At 69.8% G+C, this 16,932-nt stretch carries 12 protein-coding genes and 1 tRNA gene; 7 read left to right on the forward strand and 6 right to left on the reverse strand.

Annotated features, from left to right (window positions below; translation table 11 throughout):
• Nucleotides 1–8: 8 nt before the first annotated feature.
• Entirely contained in the window at nucleotides 9–1,949 is a 1,941-nt protein-coding gene (locus ACVBEQ_RS08965; RefSeq protein WP_447152585.1) for an ABC transporter ATP-binding protein, read from the reverse strand.
• Nucleotides 1,950–2,049: 100 nt separating this feature from the next.
• Between ACVBEQ_RS08965 and ACVBEQ_RS08970 the strand changes: the two genes are divergently transcribed.
• Nucleotides 2,050–2,646, forward strand: a complete 597-nt coding sequence (locus ACVBEQ_RS08970; RefSeq protein WP_447152586.1) for a MarR family winged helix-turn-helix transcriptional regulator — start codon at nucleotides 2,050–2,052, stop codon at nucleotides 2,644–2,646.
• Here the strand turns inward: ACVBEQ_RS08970 and ACVBEQ_RS08975 are convergent.
• From ACVBEQ_RS08975 to arsM, 3 genes are all read right to left on the reverse strand, one after another.
• Nucleotides 2,631–5,159 carry a S8 family serine peptidase gene (locus ACVBEQ_RS08975; RefSeq protein ID WP_447152587.1) on the reverse strand — a complete coding sequence of 843 codons (2,529 nt, stop codon included), beginning with the start codon at nucleotides 5,157–5,159 and terminating at the stop codon, nucleotides 2,631–2,633. The genes ACVBEQ_RS08970 and ACVBEQ_RS08975 overlap by 16 nt on opposite strands.
• A 97-nt stretch (nucleotides 5,160–5,256) precedes the next feature.
• On the reverse strand, nucleotides 5,257–5,643 hold the full coding sequence (locus ACVBEQ_RS08980; RefSeq protein WP_447152588.1) for a thiol-disulfide oxidoreductase DCC family protein: 387 nt from the start codon (nucleotides 5,641–5,643) through the stop codon (nucleotides 5,257–5,259).
• A gap of 49 nt (nucleotides 5,644–5,692) precedes the next feature.
• Complete coding sequence (gene arsM / locus ACVBEQ_RS08985) at nucleotides 5,693–6,502, reverse strand: arsenite methyltransferase (protein ID WP_447152589.1); 810 nt, start codon at nucleotides 6,500–6,502, stop codon at nucleotides 5,693–5,695.
• A 91-nt stretch (nucleotides 6,503–6,593) separates the two neighbouring features.
• Here arsM and ACVBEQ_RS08990 point away from each other — a divergent pair, with 91 nt between their 5' ends.
• The gene (locus tag ACVBEQ_RS08990; protein WP_447152590.1) at nucleotides 6,594–6,971 is read left to right on the forward strand and encodes a metalloregulator ArsR/SmtB family transcription factor; all 378 of its coding nucleotides are present in this window, start codon (nucleotides 6,594–6,596) and stop codon (nucleotides 6,969–6,971) included.
• A 36-nt stretch (nucleotides 6,972–7,007) separates the two neighbouring features.
• Here ACVBEQ_RS08990 and ACVBEQ_RS08995 read toward each other — a convergent pair whose 3' ends face one another.
• On the reverse strand, nucleotides 7,008–9,233 hold the full coding sequence (locus tag ACVBEQ_RS08995; protein ID WP_447152591.1) for a (Fe-S)-binding protein: 2,226 nt from the start codon (nucleotides 9,231–9,233) through the stop codon (nucleotides 7,008–7,010).
• Between the two features lie 369 nt (nucleotides 9,234–9,602).
• On the opposite strand from ACVBEQ_RS08995, the gene ACVBEQ_RS09000 reads away from it, so the two are divergent.
• Nucleotides 9,603–11,267, forward strand: a complete 1,665-nt coding sequence (locus ACVBEQ_RS09000) for a glycoside hydrolase family 32 protein (protein ID WP_447152592.1) — start codon at nucleotides 9,603–9,605, stop codon at nucleotides 11,265–11,267.
• 27 nt (nucleotides 11,268–11,294) lie between these two features.
• Here ACVBEQ_RS09000 and dcd read toward each other — a convergent pair whose 3' ends face one another.
• On the reverse strand, nucleotides 11,295–11,876 hold the full coding sequence (gene dcd / locus ACVBEQ_RS09005; RefSeq protein ID WP_447152593.1) for a dCTP deaminase: 582 nt from the start codon (nucleotides 11,874–11,876) through the stop codon (nucleotides 11,295–11,297).
• Between the two features lie 472 nt (nucleotides 11,877–12,348).
• On the opposite strand from dcd, the gene ACVBEQ_RS09010 reads away from it, so the two are divergent.
• From ACVBEQ_RS09010 to ACVBEQ_RS09025, 4 genes are all read left to right on the forward strand, one after another.
• Nucleotides 12,349–12,648 carry a hypothetical protein gene (locus ACVBEQ_RS09010; RefSeq protein WP_447152594.1) on the forward strand — a complete coding sequence of 100 codons (300 nt, stop codon included), beginning with the start codon at nucleotides 12,349–12,351 and terminating at the stop codon, nucleotides 12,646–12,648.
• Between the two features lie 101 nt (nucleotides 12,649–12,749).
• A tRNA-Gly gene (locus ACVBEQ_RS09015) sits at nucleotides 12,750–12,820 on the forward strand.
• 55 nt (nucleotides 12,821–12,875) lie between these two features.
• Nucleotides 12,876–13,574 (forward strand): class I SAM-dependent methyltransferase, encoded by a 699-nt coding sequence (locus ACVBEQ_RS09020; protein ID WP_447152700.1) that lies wholly within the window; start codon nucleotides 12,876–12,878, stop codon nucleotides 13,572–13,574.
• Nucleotides 13,575–13,904: 330 nt separating this feature from the next.
• Complete coding sequence (locus ACVBEQ_RS09025; RefSeq protein ID WP_447152595.1) at nucleotides 13,905–16,853, forward strand: ATP-binding protein; 2,949 nt, start codon at nucleotides 13,905–13,907, stop codon at nucleotides 16,851–16,853.
• Nucleotides 16,854–16,932: the final 79 nt, after the last annotated feature.

Here is a 16,932-nt window from a genome sequence, read left to right on the forward strand (position 1 = left end):
GACCGTCGTCAGGCGGCCAGATCCGCGTATTCCGGCGCCGGCCCGCCGTCACCCGTCAGGGCGGTCGGGGTGGCGTTCGCCGTGAGCACGTCGCGGCGGACGAGCGCTGCGTATCGGCCACCGGCCGCCATCAACTCGTCGTGCGAGCCGGTTTCCACGATGCGTCCGCGGTCCATCACGACGATCACGTCGGCGTCCCGGACCGTCGAGAGCCGGTGCGCGATGGTCAGCGTCGTCCTACCCTCGAACAGGTCGGCGAGCGCGGCGGTGACGGCCGCCTCCGTCCTGGTGTCCAGCGCGCTGGTGGCCTCGTCGAGCACGAGCACCGGCGGATTGCGCAGGATCATCCGCGCGATGGCGAGTCGCTGCTTCTCGCCGCCGGAGAAGCGGTAGCCGCGTTCACCGACAACCGTGTCGTAACCCTGCGGCAGCGAGGTGATCAGATCGTGGATCTGCGCGGCCCCTGCTGCGGCCTCGATCTCCTCGTCGGTGGCGTCGTCGCGCCCGAAGCGCAGGTTGTCCGCGATGGACGCATGCAGCAGGTAGGCCTCCTGTGACACGACGCCGATGACGGAGGCGAGATCGGTCAGCCCGAGTTCGCGCAGGTCGACTCCGTCCAGGAGGACAGCCCCGTCGGTCGGGTCGTAGAGCCGGGCGGCGAGGTAGCCCAGCGTCGTCTTACCCGAACCGGTGGACCCGACGACAGCCACATGGGAGCCGGCCGGGACCGTCAGGTCGACCTGCGACAACGTGTCCGTTCCGGTGCCCGGGTAGCCGAATGTCACGTCGGCGAACCGCAACTCGCCCCGGCCGGCGGGCAGCGCGCGCGGCGCGGCCGGCTCGTCGATGTCGACCGGCTGGTCGAGGTAGTCGAACACCCGCCGGAACATCGCGAGCGAGGTCTGCATGTCGACGCCGGTCCGCAGCAGCGAGACCATCGGCCTGAACAGCTGCGCCTGCAGGGCGGTGAAGGCGACCAGGGTGCCGATCGACACCGGACCGGTCGTTCCGGAGATGCTGATTCCCGCGGCCAGGTAGATGGCGGCCGGCAGGATCGAGACGATGATGCCGATGCTGGACTGCCGCCAGCGGCCCGTCATCGCGGACCGGACCTCGAGATCGGCCAGGTCCTCGGAGGTACCGGCGAACCGTTCGCCGAGCGCGCCGCTGCGGCCCATCGTCTTGGTGAGCAGGATGCCCGAGACCGACAGCGACTCCGATACCTGACTGGACAGATCGGCCATCCGCTCCTGGCGGGTGGTGGCGATTGCGCGGCGCATGCCGCCGACCTTCCTGGAGATCAGCACGAAGATCGGCACCAGCACGAGGGAGACGAGGGTCAGCTTCCAGTCCAGCGCCAGCATCGCGACAAGCGTTGCGATGACGGTGGTCCCGGACGACACGACGCTGGTGACCGTGCTGGTGACGGTGGCCTGCATGGAGCCGATGTCGCCGGCGATCCGGGACTGGATCTCGCCGGTGCGGGTCCGGGTGTAGAAGCCGAGCGAGAGTCGCTGCAAGTGCGTGTACACCGCCGTGCGCAGCCGGTGCATCACCGACTGGCCGACGATGGTCGACTGCCGCGACTGCACGACGTCGAGCGCCGTTGTGCTGATCGCGATGGCCACCATGCCGCCGGCGAGGAGCGCGGTCAGCACGGTGTCCCGGGTGGGCAGGGAGACATCGAGCATCTCGCGCAGCAGGAACGGCGAGGCGACCGAGATCAGGGCCGAAGCGACGATCAGGATGGCGACGAAGACCAGCCGGCCGCGGTGCTCGGAGAACAGGCCGACGATGCGGCGGAGCTCACCGGGGCGGCCGGGCCCGGCCGAGACCTTCGTGATGAGACGGGTATCGGCTGCTGCGGAGGAGTTGGCAATTCGTGAAATGGCGGGCCGGCGGGGCCGGCCGGTGGATATGGGCGCCGGGTCTGTGATGGGTGACGACATATGGCGCCTCCTCTCTGAAGTTGTTATAGTGAGTATGCCTCACTGTGAGGCTCCCTCACAATAGGCTGCAGTATGCAGTGCGTCACAGGAAGTGGAAGCGATGGCAGCAGATTCACCACCGCCGGTGAGCGACGCCGGTCCGACCGACGGCTCGGACAGCGCCGGCACCGCGGCCGACGGCACCGACGAGGTCAGCCCCTCAGTAGCCAGCGCCGAAGAAGACAGCGCCGAGAAGGACAGCCCCAAGAAAGACAGCGCCGAGAAGCTCAGCGCCGAAGAGGTCAGCGCGGCCGAACTGACCGAGCGGGTGATGCGCGTCGCCCACCGGATCCGGCGGGCCGCCATGGAGACCCTGCCGCAGGATCTGACGCCGGCGCAGAGCCGCGCACTCCGGATCATCGCCAAGGCCGCCGAGCCCATCCGGATGGGTGAGCTGGCAGCGACTCTCGGGGTGGTCCCGCGCTCGGCCACCGGCCTGGTCGATGCCCTGGAGTCGACCGGGATGGTGCGCCGGACGGTCGACCCGTCAAATCGGCGGTCGGTCCTCGTGGCGCTCACCGGGCGCGGGGTCGCCGTCCAGGAGGAGATGTCCAAGGCGCGCATGCAGGCCGGCGCAGGGATGTTCGATGTGCTGAACGACGCGGAGCGCCGTCAGCTCGCGGACCTTCTGGGTCGGGTCGCTCAGGGCCCCCGGTAGTACCCCACGGCGTCGACCAGGAACTGCGTGGACCCAACGGACCCGTTGAACACGGCCAGCCTGCCCGCGGATCCGAGCCGGGAGACGAACGAGTTGGCGATCGTCTGGCCGGCCACGAAGTTGACGTTCGACACAGCCGCCTTGGACGACCCGAACGGCCACACGATCAGATGCCCACCGGATGCCGGCAGTACCGCCGTCACATTCCCGGCGACCGCGGACACCGCCGTCGCCGGAATGCCCGCCCGCCCGGCAATCGTGACTGCGGTGGTGCTCCCGCGCGCAACGGCGCCGGTCGTCCTGCGGGTGTCCACCAACCTCACCGGTGTCGGCAGGGCGACGAACGTCCCGGGGGCGGTGGCGGTGCCGGCCAGGTAGTAACCGGCCACGTCGAGCAGCAGGTGGACCGGTCGGCTGGTTGCGTTGAACACCTTGAGCTGCCCGGCCGGGATCGGCAGCATCACCAGGTTGGACCGGTTCTGCCCCGACGAGAAGTTGAGGGTCGATACCTTCGGCTGGGCGCCGCCACCCCAGGCGTCGAGATGCCCCGACGACGTCGGGGACACCGCGGTGAGCGTGGCCACCACCGCACTCGCTCCCGCCGGGATGCCACCCCGGCCGGCGACCTGCACCATGCGCGTTCCGGTCCCGGCCACCGGTCCGCCCGACGTCCGGGTGTCGAGGATCCGCGACGGTGTCACGGTGGCGAACGTGCCGCCGAGCACCGGAGCCCCGGCGCGGAAGTACCCGGCGACGTCCACCAGGACATGCGTGCGGCCGGGCAGTCCGCCGAACAGCTGGATCACGCCGCCCGTCCCGACCTTGACCACCATGGTCCCGGCGGTGTTCTGGCCGGCCGCGAAACTCAGCTGGGACACCGCGGGTTTCGGCGCGCCGGCCGCCCACGCCGTCAAGAAGCCCCTGGTAGTCGGTGTCACCGCGGTCACGTTGACCAGAACCGCTGCCACACCCGTTCGCGGCACGCCGCTCACCCCGGCGACGCGGACCGACCGGGTGGACCCACCGGCCAGCGCCCCTCCGGACTGCCGGGTGTCGAGCGTCCGGTGGGCCGGCAGCGCGACGAAGGCCCCGGCCGCGGTGACCTGCCGGGCTGCAGCGGCGGCGCCGGTGGCCGCGGCGATGTCGAGCCGGCGGCGCACCTTGCCGTCCCGGGGATCGGTGATCGCTGCCCCGGTCCCGATCAGCAGATCGGTGATCCCGTCAGGGGTCAGCGCGGGGTCGGCGCTCGCGACGTCGGCGACGGCGCCGGCGACGTGCGGGGCGGCTTGCGACGTCCCGGATTCGGTGATCCCGGCAGCCTTGACCTCCACTCCCGGCGCGAGGATCGAGAGCGTCGGACCGGTCTGCGAGAAGCACGCGACGGTGTCGGCCGCTGGTCGGGCGTCCGTACACAGGTCGAAGCCCCAGCTGATCGCAGCGCTCTCCGAAACCGGGTATGTCGCGCCGACACTGACCGCTCCGGGGGTGCACGCCGGGCTCGAGACTCCCTGCCGGGCCCGGTTTCCGGCGTCGTAGCCGGAATTGCCCGCGGACACGACGGGGATGATGCCCAGTGACCGGAGCCGGCCGAACACTCCGGCGTACCCGGAGGTGGTGCACGGCGAGGTGTTGAACGAGCTGTCGCCCAGGCTCAGGTTGACCGCCCGGATCTTCCGGGCAGGACCGTTGAGGGCGATGTCGTCGAGGGCCTTCAGGACGTCCTCGTCGGTCGCGAAATCGCCGTCGAAGACTCCGTAGACGTACAGCTTTGCCGCGGGCGCCGTCTTCGCGACGATCGCCGAGACGTTGGTGCCGTGCCCGTTCGGATCGGAGTCGCGCAGGCCCGAGCCGGCGATGTCGGTGTAGCGGGCGATCCGGCAGGTGCCAGTGCCGACGCCGCGGGAGCAGTCGCCGAACGCCGCTCCGACGCCTGTCCTGCGTTCGTCGACGCCGGAATCGATGACGGCGACGGAGAAGCCCGCACCGGTGAACCCCGCGGCCTGCGCCTCCGGTTGCCGGATCACCGTCAGGTCGGGGTCGGCCGTCAGCCGATATCTGCGCGGCGCGGTCAGCGAGAGGACGCCGGGTGTCGCCGCGAGCGAGCGCAGGGCCTCGGCCGATTCGGCCCTGACCAGCTCCACCGGCAGCTGGTCGTAGGCGCGGACGGTGCTGACGCCGGGTCCCGCCGCGTCCAGCACGTCCGCCTTCTCAGCGGTCATTTGGGTCGGCACGGCCACGGCAGGGTCGACGGCCATGATCACCTCGACCGGTCCCCGCTCGGCGAGCGCGGTCAATCCGGGCGGAATGGGGACAGGGTCACCCGGATCGTCGACCGGCGGTGCGGTCGTGACGGCACCGGTCGCCACTGCGCCGGTCGGAACAGCACCGGTCGACACGGCACCGGTTGTCCCGGCCGCCTGGGCGGAGGGGAGTGGCGTTCCCAGCAGCCCGGTGGCGATGAGCACGCCGGCCAGGACGACGGCCGCACAACGACGAATTCGGTTCACCGTCATCGGTCACACCCCTGTCATCGGGCCGACCGCGATGGTGACCATCACGTCCCCGCCCGCCCCCGAGCAGCATCCCACACGGGTGACCGGCTGACCCGGTTCAGCGACCGGCGGGCACCCGGCACTGGGCTGTGCGACCCGGCAGCCGATGCCGGTTCCGCGCCACGACGGCGTAGACCCAGGCGGCGAGGTAGGACACCGGCGGCCGGTCGATGACCCAACCGAGAGTGGTCCACCACCAACGGTTCTGCACCTGCAGCAGGGCGGCGACGGCACGGTGGCCGCCTCTGGGGGGTGCGCTGGGTTGCACCCACCACACCTGGCGGGCGGCCTGCTGCGTGGTCAGTCCGAGGTCCGTGAGCGGCAGGAACTGGAACGGCTCGGCCCGGAACGGCTCCGGCAACACCCTGGTCCCGACATCGATGCAGCGCTGGCAGAAGGCGCAGTCGCCGTCGTAGACAAGAACGGCGACATCGGAGCGGACCATCTCCCGATCATCCCCGAGCGGGAGACGGCCGACCCCCCTCCACCAGAACTCAGCCGACCGGCTTGACCGCCCGGACGACGGCGCCGTGCATGCCCGGTGCCGCCTCGTGGGTGAAGACGACCTCCGGGTCGGCGAAGCCGGCCGCCGTCAGGCCGTCCAGGTACTCGCTGCGGGACAGCGCACCGGCGATGCAGCCGACATACGAGCCTCGCTCGGCCCGGTCCGCGGGCGACAGGTCGTCCTCGGCCACGACGTCGGAGATGCCGAGTCGCCCACCCGGTGTCAGCACCCTGAACATCTCCGCGATGACGGCGGGCTTGTCGATCGACAGGTTGATGACACAGTTCGAGATCACCACGTCGATGGATCCGTCCGGCAGTGGGATGTCCTCGATGGTGCCCTTGACGAACTCCACGTTGTTCGCGCCGGCCTTCGCCGCATTCGAGCGGGCGAGCGCCAGCATCTCGTCGGTCATGTCCAGGCCGTAGGCGAAACCGGTGGCGCCGACCCGCTTCGCGGACAGCAGGACGTCGATCCCGCCACCGGAACCCAGATCGAGGACCCGCTCACCCTCGCGCAGATCGGCGACCGCCAGCGGGTTCCCGCAGCCGAGGGACGCGAGGACCGCCTCCTCGGGCAGCCCGTCGGTTTCGCCCGGCGTGTACAGGGCGGCCCCGAAGATGTCCCCCTCGTCGGTGTCGGCGATCGCCGACAGGGCGTCGGCCGGCCCGCAGCAGCTCGTCTGCGGTCCGTCCGACGGACCGCAACAGCTCGCCCCGTTACCGGCGACGACGGTGAGTGCCGCTGCCGCGTAACGATCCCGGACCTCTTCGCGGATGTCCCGCTCGGACATTGTCATGCCTACCTCCTGATATCGACGGACGTCTATGTCTCGCTCCCATTGAAGCCCGGGCATCGAGGATTGTCAATGTCTTTGGCATACTGGTCGTATGACGCCCGCCGCACTGCCCCTGGTCGACGTTGTCTGCTGCGCGCCGGTCGTCCGCGAATCACTCAGCCCCGATGACGCCGTCGCGCTGGCGCACACCCTGAAGGCGCTCGCCGACCCGGCGCGACTCCGGCTGCTGTCCCTGATCGCCGCCCACGAGGGCGGTGAGGCGTGCGTCTGCGACCTCACCGAGCCGCTGGGCCTGAGTCAGCCGACGGTCTCGCATCACCTCAAGGTGCTGACCGACGCCGGTTTGCTGACCCGCGAGAAGCGCGGTGTCTGGGCCTATTTCACGGTCGTGCCGTCGGCACTCGATGCGCTGTCGTCGGCGCTGAGCACGCAGGGCGCACCCCGCGCCGGTTCTGAGGCGCTGGTCTGACGCGCCGTTCTGACGCGCCGTTTCTGACGCCGCCGATCAGCGCTCGCCCTTGACGCCGGCGAGCAGCATCTGCGCGACGTCCAGCACCTCGACGTCGGCGATGTCCCTGCCGGTGGCGGTCGGTGTCTCGCCCTGACGGGCGGTGAGGCCGTCGGTGAGCATGACCTTGCAGAACGGGCAGCCGGTGAGGATCTTCTCGGCTCCGGTGTCGAGCGCTTCGTCGGTGCGTTCGAGGTTGATCCGTTTGCCGATCTTTTCTTCCATCCACATCCGGGCGCCGCCGGCACCGCAGCACAGCGCCCTGGCGGAGTTCCGGGGCATCTCGGTGAGCGTCACCCCTGAGGCCTCGATCAGTTCCCGCGGCGGTGTGTAGACCTTGTTGTGCCGGCCGAGGTAGCACGGGTCGTGGTAGGTGACGTCCTTCTTGGCGGCGCGGTCGGCGGGCTTCTGCACGATCAGCCGGCGATCCCGGACCAGCCGGTTCAGCAGCTGGGTGTGGTGGATGACCTCGTAGTGCCCGCCCAGGTCGCCGTATTCGTTGGACAGCGTGTTGAAGCAATGCGGGCAGGTGACGACGATCTTGCGGGTGGCCCGGTCGCCGAACGCCCCGTTGATGGTCTCGACGGTGGCCTGCGCGAGCATCTGGAACAGGAACTCGTTCCCGGCCCGGCGAGCGGGGTCACCGGTGCAGGTCTCGCCGGTGCCGAGGACGGCGAACCCGACGGCGGCCATGTGCATCAGCTCGGCGACGGCCCTGGTGGTCTTCTTGCCGCGATCGTCGAACGCCCCCGCGCAACCAACCCAGAACAGGTACTCGTGGTCCGGGTCGATGGTGTCGGCGACGACCGGGACCTCGAACGGCAGGTCCTTCGCCCACTCCATCCGGTCCTTCTGGTTCTGCCCCCACGGGTTGCCCTTGTTCTCCAGGTTCCGGAACAACCCGCCGAGCTCGGAGGGAAACTCCGATTCGATCATCACCTGGTAGCGGCGCATGTCGACGATGTGGTCGACGTGCTCGATGTCGACCGGGCACTGCTCCACGCACGCCCCGCAACTGGTGCAGTCCCACAGCACCTCGGGGTCGATGATGCCGCCGATGTTCCGGCCCTGATCGTCCAGCTCCGGCCCGCCGATCAGCGGTCGCTGCGCCTCCAGCATCGCCAGCGGGTCGGCGTGCGCGAACGCCGCGAGGTCGGACTCGGACAGCTTCTCCTCGCCGGTGGCCGGGTCGATCCCACCGCCGGCCCGCAGGTACGGGGCCTTCGCGAACGAGTGATCCCGCAGCGACAGCACGAGCAGCTTCGGCGACAACGGCTTCGCGGTGTTCCACGCCGGGCACTGCGACTGGCAGCGGCCGCACTCGGTGCAGGTGGAGAAGTCCAGCCAGCCCTTCCAGGAGAAGTCCTCCACCCGCCCGACGCCGAAGGTGTCCTTCTCCGGGTCGGCCTCGTCCAGGTCGAGCACCTCACCGCCGGACAGCATCGGCTTGAGCGCGCCGAGCGCTGTGCGGCCGGAGTCCTCGCGCTTGAAGTAGATGTTGAAGAACGCCAGGAACCGGTGCCAGGCCACACCCATCGACAGGTTCCGCGCGACGACGATCGCCCACACCATCGAGATGATCACTTTGATCAGCGCGACCACACTGACCGCCCAGAGCCAGGCCGGCAACCAGCTGCCCAGCCAGGTCGAGATCGGCGCCGCCCACGCCGGGTAGGGCAGCAGGCCGTTGGCGGACTTGAACCCGCGGATGCCGAAGATGCAGATTCCGATCGACAGGATGATCAGCTCGACGAAATACGCCTGGGCGAAATTCGAGCCGGCGAAGCGGGACTTGATGCCCACCCGGCGCGGATGCTGGCGCTGCCGGATGACGATCAACGTCCCGATCCCGAGCACCGTGGTGAGCGCGATGAACTCGACGAAAAGCCCATACCAGGCCTGATTTCCGAGCCAGGGGATCTCGAACGACGGGGAGAACGTCTCCCCCACCGCCTCGACCAGGGTCAGGAACAACGCCCCGAAACCGATCATCACGAACCAGTGCGCGGCCCCGACCACACCCCACTTGAGCATCCGGGTATGACCCAGCGACTCCTTCAGCAAGGTCGCCAGGCGCTGCCCGACCGGCGCCGCCCGGTGTGGATCCGGCTGACCCAACCGGACGTGCCGGTAGATCTGCGCACCGGCCCGGATCAACATCCCGAAGCCCACGACGATGAACCCGACGGCGATCACTCCGAGGGTCAGCGACCACCACGTCATCGGGGGTTCCTCTCGTCATGCTGCAGGGCCAGACGATCGCTGACCGGTGGAACGATACGACAAGGTTACTGGCCGGTAACTTAGGGTCGATGTGCCGGGGAGCCGTGCCGATGATCACATCATCCGCGTTCGCTCCGGCGTCGTCGCAGTTGAGGGCCGCCGAGTGATATCGGGCACCTGAAATGGCTTTTCCGGAACCCGGTTGCGGCGCATACCGTCTAGATGACTGCCGATGATGCATCGGCAGAGCACGGCCTTGATTTCGACAGCTTGAATCCGAATCCGAGGGCCACGGAAGGGCGACGACGCCACGACCGGACAGCGTTCCGGCGCGACGTGGCCTGCCTCTTTCCGAAAGTGGTTACTCCTGTGCTGACTTCCCGTTCTCGGGGACTGTTCGCGGCGTCCGCCGCCGCGTCCCTCCTCCTCGCCGGTTGCGGGACCGCCGGCGAATCCGCCACCCCTGGGGCGGGCGCTGCAGCCCCGTCGACCGGTTCAGCGGCGTCCGCCCCGGCGTCGCCCTCGTGGTCGCCTTCGTCCGCCACCGCCACCAGCGCACCCGCGGTTCCGGACACCGAGCGCTGGCATCCGGTCGCCCACCTCGCCCCGAAATCCGGCGTTGCCGGGGCACCGGGCGGACTGGTCCACCAGGACGGCACGTACCACGCGTTCTACCGTCACCAGGCCTCTGTCGACGCTGTCGACCCGGCCGACGGCGGACCGTCGGACTGGGCGCATGCGACCAGCACCGACCTCGTGCACTGGAAGGATCAGCCGGTTGCCCTGCCCGCCGGGGATGACGACGTGCTGACCGGCTCGATCGCCGTGGACACCGCCGGTGACTCCGGACTGGGCGACGGCAGCACCGCACCATGGGTGGCGGTGTACTCGACAACCGCCGGCAGCGAGACCTCCATCAGGACGGCGTACAGCACCGACAGCGGAACGACCTGGCAGCGCAACGGGACCGTGGACGGCACCTGGGGACTGCAGGACCCGAAGGTCTTCCGCTACGAGGCCGGCGACTACTGGGTGATGACGGCGGCCAACCCCGACGGGCACCGCGTGCAGCTGTACCGGTCCTACGACCTTCAGTCGTGGGAGCCGATCAGCACCTTCGGCAACGCCGGGACGCAGGCCGGGAGCTGGCACAGCCCCGACCTCTTCCCCCTCCCGCTGGACGGCAACGCCGACGACGTCAAGTGGGTGATGCTGGTCAGCACCACGCAGGGCGCGGTCGCCGGCGGATCCGGCGTCCAGTACTTCGTCGGATCCTTCGACGGAACCTCGTTCGAGGCCGAGCACACCGGCCCGGCAGGTGTGGGTGCCGTCCAGCCGACGGAGAATTTCTCCTGGCTCGACTGGGGTCCGGACCTGTTCGCGGCGACCACCTACAACGACGCACCCGACGGCCGGCGCATCGCCCTCGGCGCGCTGGGCAATCAGGCCTATGCCGCCTCCACCCCCACCGGTGCCTGGCGCGGAACGATGTCGCTGCCCCGTGAGCTGACCCTCGAGACCGTCGGCGGGATCCCGCGTCTGACACAGCAGTTGCCGGTCGAGACCGCGTCCGCGTTGGATGCCAAGGGTCCCGCGGTCACCGAGGATTCCGTCGTCACCAGCGGCAACCGCAAGCTCGACAGCGAGGCCAACGGCACGTCGCTGACCGTACAGGCAACCCTGGTTCCCGGTGACGCCGCCGCCGTCGGCGTGACCGTTCTCGGCTCGACCACCGGCCAGCGCGGCACCCGGATCTCCTACTTCACCGAGTCCGGCGTCCTGCAGGTGGACCGCAGCACCGCCGGCAAGGCCGACTTCACCGACACCTTCTCCGCGAACTCCGCGGCACCGGTCAGCCTGGTCGACGGGAAGCTCCCGGTACGGATCGTCGCCGACGGGTCGACCGTCGAGGTGTTCGCCGGCGACGTCGTGCTCAGCACGCTGGTGTTCCCCGCCCAGGGTGACGACGCCGTGTCGGTCTTCGGCTCCGGGAAGGCCACGGTCGAGGACATCTCCGTGACGCCCATCGGCTGAGCGCCTTGCATCGGCTGACCACCCGGGTCAGCGGCGGGTGTCGTCCTGCCGAAAGTTCAGGTGCGCCCGTGACGGGGTCGGCCCGCGCTGCCCCTGGTAGCGCGAGCCGTACTCCGCCGAGCCGTACGGGTGCATCGCCGGTGACGTGAGCCGGAACAGGCACAGCTGGCCGATCTTCATACCCGGCCACAGGGTGATCGGCAGGTTCGCCACGTTCGACAGCTCCAGGGTGATGTGGCCGCTGAACCCCGGGTCGATGAATCCCGCGGTGGAGTGCGTCAAGAGTCCGAGCCTGCCGAGTGACGACTTGCCCTCGAGGCGCCCGGCGAGCGAGTCGGACAGCGAGACACCCTCGAACGTCGAGCCGAGGACGAACTCCCCGGGGTGCAGCACGAACGCATCGTCGCCGTCGACCTCGACCAGCGTGGTGAGGTCGTCCTGCTGCACCTTCGGGTCGATGTGCGTGTAGCGGGAGTTGTTGAAGACCCGGAAGTAGCGGTCCAGCCGGACGTCGATGCTGGACGGCTGGATCAGTGAGGCGTCGAACGGGTCCAACCCGAGGGACCCGGCGTCGATCTCGGCGAGCAGGTCGCGGTCGGACAGCAGCATGGGTAGACCCTAATGCGGCCGCTTGCGGGATTTGGGTAGGCCTGGGCCTGGCGGCCAGCGGCCGTGCGGGGCGGGGGGCGGCGGCCGTGCGGGGCGTCCGGGGTCCACGGGTCGCCATCACCTGGCGTTCCGCACCCGCCAGCGCGGGCCCGCCACCCGCCCACCGGCTCTGGTCTCAGCCCCGCCCGCCGGCTCAGGTCCCAGCACCCGCCCACCGGCTCGGGCCCCAGCACCTGCCCGGTTCGTCGAGAGCCACGTCAGCAGGGAAAACCTGTTGCTGGAGCGGCCTTCCCTGCTGATATGGCACTCGATAATTCCGCCGGCCGTTCGCACGACCGGTGGCGTGCACCCAGAGTGACGTAGGTCGCGTTGTGTGACTGCGCCCTTTCGGTCACCCTGATGTTCACTGAACAAAAGTCAATGTGGCCTGCGATCCCGGCAGCGCCGTGCTCGCACGGACGAGGGGAGAGCCATGGTCGAGATTGTGTTCGCGACGATGCTTCTGGTCGGCTTGCCGGTTGCGTATTTCCATGGCAAGCGTGCCGGCTTCGAACGTCACCACTGCCTGTGGGTGCCGGAATCCCAGGACCGCGCGCCACAGACCTACGTCACCCTGCCCTGCCCGGCCTGCGGCCAGGGCGTGGACTGCGCGCTGCACCTGCAGCACCGGTTCCTCGACGGCGTTCCGCTGGTGAGCGCGACGGTGGACGCCACCGATCTCGAGCACCACACCCTGACGCACGTCGACGAACTGAACCGCCCCGCGGCCTGACGCGCGTCGCTGTCCCCGGCTCTGGCCGATGTCGGGTGCGGCGTGCGCTCGCGCTGCCGAGCCGGTACTCCTGCCGTCTTGGGTATAGTGGCCAGGCCTACGCGGGCGTAGTTCAGTGGCAGAACTTCAGCTTCCCAAGCTGATAGCGCGAGTTCGATTCTCGTCGCCCGCTCTCAGAACGAACCACGTTGCCGAACCAGCAACAGGACTGGCACCGCCGGGTTGCGATGGGCGACAGTTGCCGGGTGACCCACGACATCGAGGCAGACTCACCCGCGTCCAACCGTTCTCGCAATGCCGACCCGTACATCGGAGACCCCGCGGTGCAAGCGGAATGGGACGGTCGCTACCTCGACCGCGATCAGCTGTGGAGCGGGCAGCCCAACGGCGCCCTGGTGACGGAGGTCGCCGGTCTGAAGCCTGGCCGGGTGCTGGATGTCGGCTGTGGTGAAGGTGCGGACGCCATCTGGCTCGCATCCCGGGGATGGGACGTAACGGCACTCGAGGTGTCGGGGGTGGCGCTGGAGCGGGCGGCGACGCACGCGCGGGACGCCGGTGTCACCATTCGCTGGGTGCATGCGGGACTGGTGGAGGCAGCGCTCCCGTCAGCGTCATTCGACCTGGTCTCCGCGCAGTACCCGGCCCTGCTCCGGACGTCCGACAACGCGGCCGAGCGCGCGATGCTGGCGGCCGTTGCACCGGGCGGTGTGCTGCTGCTGGTGCACCACGCCGGCATGGACACCCACGTCCCGGAGGACGGCGCCTTCGACCCGGCCGATTACGTCTGGCCCACGATGGTCGCTGAGCTGATGGACAACGACTGGCAGGTCGAGGTCGACGAACAGCGCCCGCGGATCGCGCCCGACGGCGGGGCCGGCGCGCACCACACCGACGACATCGTGCTCCGGGCCCGCCGGCTTCGCTGACACGCCCTCTATCTCGTCACCCTGCACACCGCGCCCCGCCGCACATGTCCACTTCCGCCCCGCCCCGCACCTCCACACCGGCACCCCGCACCGCGTCCTACCCGGATCCAGATGTCGATTCCGGTCGTGAAATGGCGGCCGACGGAGCCGGAGTCGACGACTCGACCTGCAGCGGGGCGACATTGAGACTCGGCGACCCTGAGTACTGGGAGCTTTGAGAGTGGGCGGGCTCTGAGAGCGCGGGACCAGGGGCGGACTCCGGAGAGCGGGGCCAGCCGCCGACGATGAACTCGATTGACCGTCCCGACGACCCCCGCCCACACTGCGGGTATGGCGCTGCGGATCCGGCTGCTCGGGGCCGTCGAGATCTCCGACGACGGGGCGCCGCTGCGAATCGACTCGAGCAGGGCCACGTCGCTGCTCGCCTACCTCCTCCTCCACCGGGACGCCCCGCAGCCACGCGCGCACCTGGCCGTCCTGCTGTGGCCCGACACCACCGACGCGCAGGCACGCACCAACCTCCGGCACGTCTTGCACATCCTGCGCAGAACATTGCCCGACGCCGACCAGTTCGTGGACGTCACGGCACGGACCCTGCACTGGCGGGCGGACGCACCGTGGGAGCTGGATGTTGCCGAGTTCGACGCCGCCCTGGCCGAGACGGGTGAGGGCCCGGAACAGCTGCAGCGGGCGGTCGAGCTGTACCGGGGCGAGCTCCTCCCCGGGTGCTACGACGACTGGCTGCTGACCGAGCGCGAGCAGATCCGCCGACGCTTCGTCGCGGCACTCCGCCGACTGGTCGAGCTCCTGCAAGCGACAGGCCAGGACGCACAGGCTCTTTCGTACGCGGAGCAGTTGCTCATCGCCGACCCGCTGGACGAGAGCACCTACCGCCTGCTGATGAGGCTGCACTCCGCACGCGGCGATCGGGCTCGGGCGCTGCGGGTGTATCACGCCTGCACCTCGACCCTGGAGCGGGAACTCGGTGTCGCCCCGTCAGCGGCGACCCGGCAGGCCTATGAGGCGTTGGTCGCCACGGAGAAGCCGGGCGCCGCCACTCCTGCCCTCGTTGCGTCGCCGTTCGTGGGCCGGAGCCGGGAGCGCGCGCAGCTGACCTCGGTGTGGAAAGCGGCGGAGTCCGGCCGCGCATCGCTGGTGCTGGTCAGCGGCGAGGCCGGGATCGGCAAGACCCGGCTGGTCGAGGATCTTCGCGGGTGGTGCGCGCGCCGCGGCGCTGCCACGGCCAGAGCCCGTTCGTACGCGGCGGAGGGTGCGTTGGCGTACGGCCCGATCACCGCCTGGCTGAGGTCAGCGGCACTGCGCGGCGTCCTGCCTGCGCTTCCCAGACCGCACCTGGTGGAGCTCGCGCGGTTGCTGCCGGAGTTGCTGGCCGAGATCCCCGACCTTCCGGCACCGGCCCCGCTGCCGGAGAACGACCTGCGGCATGCACTGTTCGACGCCGTCGCGCGGGCAGTGCTCGCGGCCGGCCGCCCGTTGCTGCTGATCCTTGATGACATCCACTGGTGCGATCGGGAGACGCTGCTGCTTCTGCACTACCTGCTGCGAACGGGCGCCGGCGCACGGATGCTGGTGGTGGCGACCGCCCGGTTTGAGGATGTGCACGACGAACTCGCCGATCTCCTAAGGGCTCTGAGCCGGATGGATCGGCTCTCCACCATCGAGCTGACCCGGCTGACTCTGGACGACACCGCGTCCCTGGCCGCGCGACTGTCCGGAGCCACCGCGCAAACACCTGCGGCGGAACGGTTGTGGCGTGAGACGGAGGGCAACCCGCTGTTCGTCGTCGAGGCCGTCAGGGCCGGCTGGCCGAGTGGTGGAAGCGTCACGCCGAAGGTGCAGGCCGTCATCGAGTCGCGGCTCGCGCAGCTGTCGGATCCTGCCCGGGAGCTGGTCGGGGTGGCGGCGGCCATCGGACGGGACTTCACGGTCGACGTGCTGACCGCAGCGGCCGACCGGAACGAGGACGCCGTCGTCGAGAGCCTCGACGAGCTGTGGCGACGGCGGATCGTCCGCGAACAGGGTGACAACCTCTACGACTTCAGCCACGACAAGATCCGCGCGGTCGCCTACGCCGGGGTCAGCCCCATTCGCCGCCGGCAGCATCACCGGCGGATCGCGCGTGCTCTGGAACTCACGGCCGCAGACGCGCCGGGCCCGGTCAGTGCGCAGATCGCAACGCATTTCGAACTGGGTGGCGCGCCGGCCGATTCCGTCGACTGGTTTCTGCGCGCCGCTGAAGCGTCCCATCAGCTGTCCGCCGACACCGAGGCCGTCCGGCTGCTCGACAGGGCGAGTGTGCTGCTGGCCACCCTGCCCCCGTCGCGGGAGCGGAACAACCGGGAGCTGAAGATTCTCACAGCCCTGCCGGCCCCATTGGCGTCGGTGGAAGGGTATGCGTCGTCACGGTTGTCGCTCGCCCAGCAGCGGGCTCTCGATCTTGCCGAGGCTCTCGGCAGCGAGCTCGCTCCGTCACTGGTGTGGTCGCTCGCGTTCGCCGCGCTGTCCCGGGAGGACTTCGCCGACGCCGAACGATTCGCCGGTGAACTCCTCGAACGCGGCAGGCGTGACGGCGATGATGTCCTTGAAGTTGAAGGCGCCTGCCTGCAGGGGCTGGCTGCCTTCTGGCAGGCGGACCTTGCGTCGGCGCGTGGGCACTTCGAGCGGGCGCTGGAGCGGTACGACCCTGCACAGCGCACCGCTCACCTGCTCCGCTACGGGCAGGACCCTGGCGTGGTGTCGCTCGCCCGGCTCGGCAACACGCTCTGGTTCCTCGGCGACGCCGACGGCGCGGTGGCCCGGCGCGACGCCGCGCTGGGCCTTGCCGACGTCATCGATCACCCCTTGACAACCGCTGCGGCACTGGTGTTTTCCGTCCTGCTCGCAGTCGACATGGGTGACGAGGCGCGGATCCGCGAGTACAGCGGCAGGCTGGCCCGGCTCGATCATGAGGCGGCGCCGATCCGGGTCGCCACCCGCGCGCTCCTGGGGTACGTCAGCGTCCTGGACGGCCGCCCCGAGGAGGGGCTGCGGGCGATCCGGGACGCCCTGGTCGACGCCGGTCCGCATCCGCCGGCACCCGGCCTGCGGGCCATGCTGGAACGCCTGCGACTCGCAGCGGCGGTCGCCGTCCCCGATCCCGAAGAGGCCGCCGCCGCTGCCGATCAGCTGCTGCGACTGGGTGGTCCGGGCCGGCTCTGGGCCGCAGCGGCGCATCGATACCGCTCCGGGACCGCCTCCCGAACGGTCGGGAACGCCTGACGGAACGATCGCGGAACGCTGCCTGGGCGAACCTCTTTCCGGGCCCGAGAGTCGGGCTCGAGAAGAGGCAGGGATCTCG

Source organism: Nakamurella sp. GG22 (assembly GCF_052976845.2).